The sequence below is a fragment of the Flavobacterium branchiophilum NBRC 15030 = ATCC 35035 genome (genome assembly GCF_002217205.1).
GTDB classification, from domain to species: domain Bacteria; phylum Bacteroidota; class Bacteroidia; order Flavobacteriales; family Flavobacteriaceae; genus Flavobacterium; species Flavobacterium branchiophilum.
The window spans coordinates 9,175-19,133 of record NZ_MUGT01000044.1 but is presented as its reverse complement, the minus strand read 5'-3'; the positions used below and the strand labels follow the sequence as shown (position 1 = coordinate 19,133).

Annotated in this window: 10 protein-coding genes and 1 riboswitch; all 10 genes read left to right on the top strand. The window is 34.7% G+C overall.

From position 1 onward, the window contains the following. Positions 1–530 precede the first annotated feature (530 nt). The 10 genes from B0A58_RS16410 (at position 531) to B0A58_RS05915 (ending at position 9,908) form a co-directional block, all read left to right on the top strand. Positions 531–677, top strand: a complete 147-nt coding sequence (locus B0A58_RS16410) for a hypothetical protein (protein ID WP_165766300.1) — start codon at positions 531–533, stop codon at positions 675–677. Positions 678–714: 37 nt separating this feature from the next. Then, a complete protein-coding gene (locus B0A58_RS05955) occupies positions 715–1,980 on the top strand; it encodes an O-acetylhomoserine aminocarboxypropyltransferase/cysteine synthase family protein (RefSeq protein WP_089080276.1) in 1,266 nt (421 codons plus the stop codon). A gap of 180 nt (positions 1,981–2,160) precedes the next feature. Further along, positions 2,161–2,266: riboswitch (SAM riboswitch) on the top strand. 78 nt (positions 2,267–2,344) lie between these two features. Continuing rightward, positions 2,345–3,307 (top strand): alpha/beta fold hydrolase, encoded by a 963-nt coding sequence (locus B0A58_RS05950; RefSeq protein WP_089080275.1) that lies wholly within the window; start codon positions 2,345–2,347, stop codon positions 3,305–3,307. A gap of 41 nt (positions 3,308–3,348) precedes the next feature. Next, positions 3,349–5,787 carry a bifunctional aspartate kinase/homoserine dehydrogenase I gene (gene thrA, locus B0A58_RS05945; RefSeq protein WP_089080274.1) on the top strand — a complete coding sequence of 813 codons (2,439 nt, stop codon included), beginning with the start codon at positions 3,349–3,351 and terminating at the stop codon, positions 5,785–5,787. A 116-nt stretch (positions 5,788–5,903) separates the two neighbouring features. Continuing rightward, positions 5,904–6,368, top strand: coding sequence for a pyridoxamine 5'-phosphate oxidase family protein (locus B0A58_RS05940; RefSeq protein ID WP_014083546.1), 465 nt, complete (start codon positions 5,904–5,906; stop codon positions 6,366–6,368). 60 nt (positions 6,369–6,428) lie between these two features. Continuing rightward, positions 6,429–6,860: an OsmC family protein gene (locus B0A58_RS05935; protein ID WP_089080273.1), complete on the top strand. Its 432-nt coding sequence runs from the start codon at positions 6,429–6,431 to the stop codon at positions 6,858–6,860. A gap of 70 nt (positions 6,861–6,930) precedes the next feature. Next, on the top strand, positions 6,931–7,485 hold the full coding sequence (locus tag B0A58_RS05930) for a tetratricopeptide repeat protein (protein ID WP_165766299.1): 555 nt from the start codon (positions 6,931–6,933) through the stop codon (positions 7,483–7,485). Between the two features lie 245 nt (positions 7,486–7,730). Next, on the top strand, positions 7,731–8,912 hold the full coding sequence (locus tag B0A58_RS05925) for a trans-sulfuration enzyme family protein (protein ID WP_089080271.1): 1,182 nt from the start codon (positions 7,731–7,733) through the stop codon (positions 8,910–8,912). Further along, entirely contained in the window at positions 8,899–9,441 is a 543-nt protein-coding gene (locus B0A58_RS05920) for an alpha/beta hydrolase (protein WP_089080270.1), read from the top strand. The genes B0A58_RS05925 and B0A58_RS05920 overlap by 14 nt, the downstream gene beginning before the upstream one ends. A 56-nt stretch (positions 9,442–9,497) precedes the next feature. After that, positions 9,498–9,908, top strand: a complete 411-nt coding sequence (locus B0A58_RS05915; protein WP_014083541.1) for an RrF2 family transcriptional regulator — start codon at positions 9,498–9,500, stop codon at positions 9,906–9,908. The last annotated feature ends 51 nt before the right edge of the window (positions 9,909–9,959 follow it).

The following is a 9,959-nucleotide window of genomic DNA, read 5'->3' as shown; positions in this document are numbered from 1 at the left end:
GAGTTCAATGAATGTTGTTTGTAACAGATAGCCCGACCCTTGGAGAACGCCCAAAAAAGGCACTTTCTAATTGTTATTTTTATTTAAAATGGAATTATTTTTTTAAGAATTTTAATTCAATATAAAAAAATTGATTTTAAATTAAAAAAAAATTGCATATTAAAATCAACTTCACTATTTTTGCCGTATTAATAAAGAAAGAAAAATGAGATTATCAATGCAAAATATCTGTATCAAGTTGTGGTTAAATACCGCAGGGTGCTATGTATTGTAATTTCAAAATGAAATAAATAATAAAAAGACCTCTGCCACAATACAGAGGTCTTTTTTTTTAACTAAATAAACAGTCGAGATGAAATATATTAAACAACTTATGAAACAAACCGTGATGTGCAATTGTACACTACAAAGGCTATATGATCAAAAGTAAAAGATTTTAAACTTAGTTAAATTAAATCTGTAAGTCCTTTTGGTAGCCATCCAAAAGGACTTTTTTTATAAAAAATAAATAATTCAAAACCTCAAATAACATGAAAACAACCCGAAAAATCAGCAATGCTTGGCATCATTTAAAAGCCAAATCATTTTTAAGAAAGACAAAAAAAAGAAATACGTCTAGAAACAATCAAATTTTAGCTACCATGAATAACGAAGAGAGCGAATTTTTGTTTGTATAAACAATTATAAATCAAAACCTTTAAAACAACAAAACACATGAGTTCACAACAATTTTCTACAAATGCTTTACACGCAGGACACGATGTAACCAAACATGCAGGCACCAGAGCAGTACCCATTTATCAAACAACGTCTTATGTATTTCATGACGCACAACATGCTTCAAATTTATTTAATTTGTCCGAATCGGGCTACATTTATACCCGACTGAACAATCCAACAAACGATGTGTTGGAGCAACGCTTGGCAGCACTTGAGGGAGGAATTGGGGCAGTAGTTACGGCATCTGGAACTGCAGCCATTGCTACAGCATTGCTAGTTTTGCTCAAAGCAGGCGACCATATTGTAGCGTCCAATAGTTTGTATGGAGGCACATACAATTTGTTGCAGGTTACCTTGCCTCGTTTGGGGATAACAACCACATTTGTAGATCCTACAGATCCTGAAAATTTTTCAAAAGCAGCACAGCAAAACACCAAAGTTATTTTTGCAGAATCGCTTGGCAATCCAAAATTAGACGTCATCGATTTGAAAGCAGTTGCAGCACAAGCACAAAAACTCAAAGTACCTTTTATGGTAGATAACACGGTACCTTCGCCCTATTTGGTGAATCCCATAGCACACGGAGCTAATATTGTAATTCATTCTCTTACAAAGTATATTTCAGGCAACGGAACTTCGCTTGGTGGTGTTATCATAGATGCAGGAACATTTGATTGGAGTAATGGCCTTTTTCCAGAGTTTACTACACCCTCTGCTGGATACCACGGACTTGTATATCATGAAGCCCTTGGCAATGCAGCTTTTATTGCCAAAGTTAGAATAGAAGGATTGAGGGATTTTGGAAGTGCCTTGAGTCCATTTAATGCATTCCAAATATTGCAAGGACTCGAAACCTTGCCCCTTCGCATCAAAAAACATTCAGAAAATGCTTTGGAATTGGCCACGTGGCTTGCCACACAAGAGGCTGTTGCATGGGTAAATTATCCTGGATTGGCCACGAGTCCTTATTATGAATTGGCACAAAATTATTTACCAAAAGGACAAAGTGGTATTGTTACATTTGGACTAAAAGGTGGTTTTGAAGCAGCCAAAAAGGTGGCCGACAATACAAAAATTTTCTCGCTTTTGGCAAATATTGGCGACACCAAATCATTAATCATCCATCCTGCAAGCACAACACACCAACAATTGACAGCGGACCAGCAAATTTCTACAGGAGTAACACATGATTTGATTAGACTTTCTGTTGGGTTAGAGGATATTGAGGATTTAAAAGCCGATTTGAAAGCTACATTTTAAAAAAAAGAGTTGAAAAAAGTCTTGAAAATATCAATTTTTAAGACTTTTTTTTGAATTTTCAATAAAAAAAAAGGATTCCATTGCGAAATACGATTTTTATTGATTTTTAAAAAATAAATATTGTGAATATTAAAAAAAGCCGTAAATTTGTGCCGTTAAGCATTCGTGCTTATCGATGAAATGTTATAAAGAAAGGCAGAGGGATTAGACCCAATGAAGCCTTAGCAACCCTACGAATTATCGAAGAAGGTGCTGCATTCTACCACCAAATGTGGAAAGATAACACAAGAATTTTCTAGTCATCTAGCTTTCTTTTTAATATTTCCAGATACAAATCATAAACCATCTTTTTAAAGATTTGACATTGGAAAAACAAATTCAAAATAGTATCATTCAAAATTTCAAAACCGAAAGCGGTGCTTTATATGCCTCTATTCCAATAAGTTACCAGCTTTTTGGGCAACCGTTGCATACTGCTCCTATTGTTTTGGTTAATCATGCCCTAACGGGAAATGCTCAAGTAATTGGTCCAAATGGTTGGTGGAACGACCTCATTGGCCCTGAAAAAACCATAGACACTGAAAAATATACCATTTTGGCGTTTAATATTCCTGGCAATGGATATGACGGTTTTTTGATTGAAAACTATACCGATTTCAAAGCCCGAGACATAGCCAAACTATTTTTAGAGGCACTTAAAACATTACATATCCATACATTACACACTATTATTGGTGGCTCTGTTGGAGGTGGGATAGCATGGGAAATGGCTGCTTTGTCGCCAAATTTGACCAAAAATTTAATTCCAATTGCAACAGATTGGAAATCAACAGATTGGCTCATTGCCAATTGTTATTTGCAAGACCAAATTTTGAGTAATTCATCAAAACCAATAGAAGATGCCCGCATTCATGCCATGATGTGCTACCGCACCCCAGAGTCGTTCAAAGCAAAATTTAATCGTACTATAAATGACAACTCAAGTGTTTTCAATGTTGAAAGTTGGCTCGAACACCATGGCGAAAAATTGAAAAATCGGTTTCAATTATCGGCCTATAAATTGATGAATCAGTTGCTCAAAACGATTGACATTACTAGAAATAATACCGATTTTTTGACCCTTATTCCAAAAATTAAGGCAAACATTCATATTATTGGTATCAATTCTGATTTGTTTTTTATTATAGATGAAAACAAAGCTACTTATAACGCTATAAAACCTTTAAAATCAAATATTTATCTAAAAGAAATTCAATCAATCCACGGACATGATGCTTTTTTGATAGAATTTGAACAACTCAACACATTATTAAAAGATGTTTTTTAACATCAAATTACGAATTACAAAAAACAATTTTTGAAAAAAACATGAAAGTATTAAAATTTGGTGGGAAATCGTTAGCCAACGGAGAAGGACTTCAAAAAGTAGTAGCTATAATTACAGATAAAATCTCACAAAATGAAGCTATTACGGTAGTAGTTTCAGCAAGAGGCAATGCTACAAACGAACTGGAACATCTATTGCATATAGCGGCTCAAAATGGCAATTACAAAGCCCTATTTGAGGATTTTAAAAATTATCAAATAGCTGGTTATCAAAATATTATAAGTGAAAACAATCCATATAAAATAGCCATACAAGAAGAATTTGATATTTTAGAAAAATTATTTGAAGGAGTTAGCCTGATTGGCGATTTTAGCCCCAAAATTAAAGATCAAATTCTTTCAAAAGGGGAATTGCTTGCCGCAAAATTGCTCACTGCCATTTTATTACATCAAGGTATAAATGCCCAATTGGCAGATGCGAGAGACTTGATTAAAACAGATTCCAATTTTGGCGATGCCCAGCCATTAGAAAACTTGTCCAAAAAAAATGTCATCCAATTTTTTAAAGACAATGCCGAAAAAATCAATATCGTAACCGGATTTATTGGATCAAATTCTAATAATGATGCCACCACATTAGGTCGAAACGGCAGCAATTATACAGCATCTTTGATAGCTAATTTTCTGGATGCAAGTGAGTTACAAAACTACACCCACGTAGATGGCATTTATACCGCTAATCCAGAATTGGTTTTAGATGCAAAAAAAATAGACCATTTATCTTTTAACGAAGCCAATGAATTGGCCAATTTTGGAGCAACTATTTTGCATGCCAAAACCATCATTCCATTATTAGAAAAAAACATACCCTTGCGGATTTTGAACACATTCAATTACGAGAATAAGGGGACTTTAATTACATCGAAAACGGAAAAAGAAGGTATCAAAACACTTTCGGTTATAGAAAACGTTTCATTGGTAAATTTAGAAGGAAGAGGATTGCTAGGCAAAGCAGGTGTAGATGCACGAATATTTAGAGTAATGGCCGAAAATCAAATTAGCGTAAGCATTATTTCTCAAGGGTCTTCCGAGCGAGGTATAGGATTGGTAGTTGCATCAGACAAAGCATCGACGGCCATGATTGCACTTGAAAAGGAGTTTGAAAATGATTTTTATTCAAAAGATGTTAATAAGATTTCCGTTACAGATAATGTATCCATTATATCAATAATCGGACAAGATTTAAGTTCATTTCATAAACCATATACCGCTTTAATTAAAAACAAAATTATCCCTATTTTGTTTAACAACACCGTAACAGGAAAAAACGTAAGTTTAGTTGTAGATAAAAACCAATTGAATAAAGCATTGAATGTGATTCATGGTGAAATTTTTGGTGTTTCAAAAAAGATTAACATTGCTATTTTTGGGCATGGATTGGTTGGTGGTACATTGATAAACCAAATTTTAGAATCGTCAGAAAACATCGAAAAAAGGAAAGGTATCAAATTGAATGTTTTTGCGATTGCCAATTCTAAAAAAGTATTGCTAAACGCCGATGGTGTAGATCAAAACTGGAAATCCAATGTAGAAACCCATGGTCGATCCTATCAAATTCAGGATGTAATTGATTATGCCAAAGCACATCATTTAGAAAATTTAATTGCAATAGACAATACCGCAAGTGCCTCATTTGTAGAAAATTACATAACATTGGCAGAAAACAGTTTTGATTTGATTTCTTCCAATAAAGTAGCCAATACTTTGAGTTATGATTTTTATGTGAAATTGAGACAAGTTTTAGACGAAAATCAAAAAAATTATTTGTATGAAACCAATGTTGGTGCAGGATTACCCTTGATAGACACCATCAAATTACTGCACCTTTCGGGCGAAAACATTACAAAAATAAAAGGTGTTTTTTCGGGAACATTGAGTTATTTGTTCAATCATTTTTCTGAAAAAGATGTGCCATTTAGTACCATTTTGCAAGAAGCCATTGACAATGGATATACAGAGCCCGACCCAAGAGAAGACTTGTGTGGCAATGATGTTGGTCGAAAATTATTAATTTTGGCACGTGAGTTGGATTTGCAAAATGAATTTGAGGAAATAGCCATTCAGAATTTAATACCAGACCATTTACGAGCAGGAAGTGCCGCTGATTTTTTAACTAAATTAAATGAATTTGATGCTATTTATGCCCAAATAAAAGAAGCCCAGCAGCCCCATCATGTGTTAAGATACATTGGCGAATTGTCTGGCGATTTGCAAAACGACAAAGGTAATTTAGAAGTAAAATTAGTTTCTGTACCAAAAGATACCGCATTAGGAGGATTAAAAGGTTCGGATTCGTTTTTTGAAATATACACCGAATCTTATGGCGACAGACCCATTGTAATTCAGGGAGCAGGGGCAGGATCGGCAGTAACGGCAAGAGGGGTTTTTGGAGATATTTTGAGATTGTCGGATAAAGGATAAGCCCCCTAACCCCCGAAGGGGAAATGAGCAACAAGTAGAAAGGCTTAACTTAAAAAAAAACAATCCTTTTTCGCTCCCTCCTCATTGGAGGGGCTAGGTAAGGGTTTCTAAAACACATGAAAACAACTATTGACAGCACCATAAAACAATACATCAACCAAAGTGTTTTGTGTTGGTTAGCCACTTTGGACGAGGATCATTTTCCGAATGTGTCGCCCAAAGAAATGTTTACTTGTATAGATGATAAAACATTGTTGATAGCCAATATTGCTTCGCCAAACTCGGTTCGAAACATCAGAGTCCACAACAAAGTATGTGTAAGTTTTATAGATGTTTTTGTTCAAAAAGGGTATAAAGTAAAAGGAATTGCCAGAATTATTGAAAAAAATGATATTGATTTTGAAACAAAAGCAGGAATCATAAAATCACTTTTTACTGACAAATTTCCCATTCATGAATTAATAGAAATTGAGGTGCAAAAAATAGCCTTGATTCAAGCACCAAGTTATGTGTTGTTTCCTGAAATAACAGCGGAAGAACAAATAGAAAGTGCGAAGCAAACGTATCATAAACAACTTTAAAAAAGACTAACCCTCCAGTCTCACATCCTCCCCTTTTGGGAGGGTTAGGGAGGGACTGATATGAAAGTAACATTAGAAAGAGTAAACGAAAATTTTCATTTTCAATTGAAAAATGACAGAGGTCATGTTGTAGATGTAGATGCACGACCTAGTTTTGGTGGTAATGATATGGGAGCAAGTCCCATGGAACTGGTATTGATGGCTGTAGCTGGATGTAGCGGAATAGATATGATTTCGATATTAAAAAAACAGCGACAAGACATCACTTCTTTTAAAGCCGATGTAGAAGGAACAAGAGAGGCAGTTGAAGAGGCCAACCCCTTTAAAACCATCAAAGTTCAATTTTTTTTGGAAGGAAAAGTAGATCCAGACAAAGCTTGGCGGGCTGCACAATTGTCGTTTGACAAATATTGTTCTGTTTCAAAAACAGTAGAGCCAACTGCAACGGTGGTATATGAAGTGTTTGTAAATGGTACTCCAATTGGGGTTTAAAAATTATAATATGATTTTTTTAAAATTTATAAAAATATCTGTCTTATTTTTATTTTTTTCAACATTTAGTATGAATGCTCAGACAGTATTGTTGTATAATAAAAGTGGTATCGAAAAAGTGAAAGCAAATGATTTTGAAGGAGCTATTGCAGATTTTGATCAAGCCTTGAAAATAGAGCCTAAAAACGATGCCATTTATGTAAATAGAGGTATGGCAAAAAGCAAATTGAAAGATTATAAAGGAGCTGAAGCCGATTATACCAAAGCATTAAAGCTTAAAGAAGATGCTAATACCTATTATGCTCGGGCTGCCATTAGAAGTGAGTTGTCTGACCATAAAGGTGTTTTGGAAGATTTAGAAAAATCAGGAGAGGATAAGGCAAAACAGCCTGGTTTTTATATGATGCGAGCCATTAGCAAGGCCATGTTGCAGGATGAGAAAGGAGCTATTGAGGACTTGTCAAAGGCCATAGATTTAAAGCCCGAATCTTCAAAAGCATATTATATGCGAGCAATGGTATTTGTATCGTTGAAATTTAATAAAGAAGGTTGCAAAGATTTGGAAAAAGCCAGATTGTTAGGACATCCAAAAGCAGTCGATATGATAGCACAATATTGTCAATAAAGGTTAAATGCTATTTTTTACGGTGTTGATGCGTTAGGGATAGCAGTGGAAATCCTTTTTTTGAGGCTTTTTCTGCCTCAAAAAAAGATTGAAACGGATAGCCCGACCCTTGGGGAACGCCCAAAATAGGCTAATTCTATTGGTGAATTGTATTTAGAATTTAGCCTCAATAAACTACAAAAAACAACTAAACCCCTGATACCTCTTTCAGGAATTTCCTTTTTTTGAGGAAAAGAGGCGATATTATGAATTATGAAAATTTAGGTTTTGAAACCCAAGCCATCCGCAACCAATCCGAGCGAACACAAAATTTAGAGCATTCGGTGCCTATGTATGTTACATCGAGTTTTATATTTGAAGATGCCGAAGACATGAGGGCTTCGTTTACGGAAGAAAAACAACGCAATATTTATAGTAGATTTAGCAATCCCAATACCACCGAATTTGTAGAAAAAATATGTGCTATGGAAGGTGCCGAAGCGGGCTATGCTTTTGCTACGGGTATGGCAGCAATTTATTCTACATTTGCGGCCTTGCTCAATGCTGGCGACCACATCGTTTCGGCGGGAAGTGTATTTGGATCGACCCACGCATTGTATACAACTTATTTTCCAAAATGGACTATCCAAACCAGTTATTTCGATATCAACAAACCCGAAACAATAGAAAGTTTGATTCAGCCCAATACTAAAATTTTATATGCAGAATCGCCTACAAATCCAGCCATAGACATTATCGATTTAGAATTATTAGGAAATATTGCCAAAAAACACAACCTTATTTTGATTATAGACAACTGTTTTGCCACACCCTACATTCAAAATCCTATACAATTTGGGGCCCATTTAGTCATACATTCTGCAACCAAATTGATTGATGGACAAGGACGTGTGATGGGAGGCATCACGGTTGGTAAAGCCGATTTGATAAGACAAATTTATTTGTTTTCACGCAATACGGGGCCTTCGCTTTCGCCGTTTAACGCTTGGGTTTTGTCAAAAAGTTTGGAAACATTGGCTGTTCGTGTAGAAAAACATTGCGAAAATGCAATGAAAGTAGCCAGCTTTTTAGAACAACATCCGCAAGTAAATCGTGTAAAATATCCGTTTTTGCCATCACATCCACAATATGAAATTGCACAAAAACAAATGCGATTAGGAGGCAATATTGTGGCTTTTGAAATCAAAGGCGGACTAGAAGCAGGGCGGGCTTTTTTGGATAAAATAAAATTATGTTCATTGTCTGCCAATTTGGGCGATACCCGAACCATTGTTACCCATCCAGCCTCCACAACCCATAGCAAATTAACCGTAGAGGAGCGACTGGCCGTTAGCATTACCGATGGTTTGGTACGAGTATCGGTAGGATTAGAAACCGTAGCTGATGTAATTGCCGATTTGGAGCAGGCTTTGGATGAACGTATCTAATACATGTAATACCAATAGACTTGTAATCCTGTCTGATATAAATGGCGACGAAAACAACAATTGGATACAAGCTTATATTGACAAATTAGAACCTTTTTTTGAAATAATTTATTATAATTGTCAATTTTTAGGAAGTAAAAATACTGTTTTAATAAATAAACACAAAGATTTTATTGATTATGGTATAGACCATGCAGTGAATACATTATTGACGTTAGAAACAGAAAAAATTATAATATTAGGCTTTAGTATTGGCGGTACGATTGGCTGGAAATCGGTATTAAAAGGATTGAAAGTTGAAAATTTAGTTGCAATTTCTGCCACACGTTTGCGATATGAAAAAACCAAACCAAACTGTAAAATAGATTTATATTTTGGAGAAAATGACGCTTATAAACCAATTTCAGCATGGTATATCAAAATGAATCTTACAACGAATATCATTAAGAACAGTTCGCATGAATGTTATAAATCTGAAGAGGTCATGCAGATGATAACCGAAGAATTAATAAAAAAAGTTGTGTATTAAAGTAAAAATTTGTATTTTTAATATCAATAGCAAACGATTTAAAAAAAATACCTAATATGCTTTCAAAAAAAACAAAATACGGAATAAAAGCTTTAACTTTCTTGGCTCGACAGGAAAATCAAATGCCAGTACAAATAGCTGAAATTGCAAAAAGCGAAAATATTTCGATTAAATTTCTTGAAAGCATATTATTATTATTAAGACATTCAGGTTTTTTGGGTGCCAAAAAAGGCAAAGGTGGTGGCTATTATTTGATAAAAGACCCCAAAGACATCAATATGGCATCGGTATATCGAATTTTAGAAGGCCCAATTGCTTTACTTCCTTGCTCTAGTCATAATTTTTATGAACCTTGTATAGATTGTACAAATGAAACAACCTGTGCTGTAAGAAAATTGATGATTGAAATAAGAGACAATACTTTGATGATACTCGAAAATAATAGTTTAGCAGATATTGCCTTTTGATAATTAGTCAAAAAAAAGTGGGTACTTGTTTGTAATTTATACCAAATATAT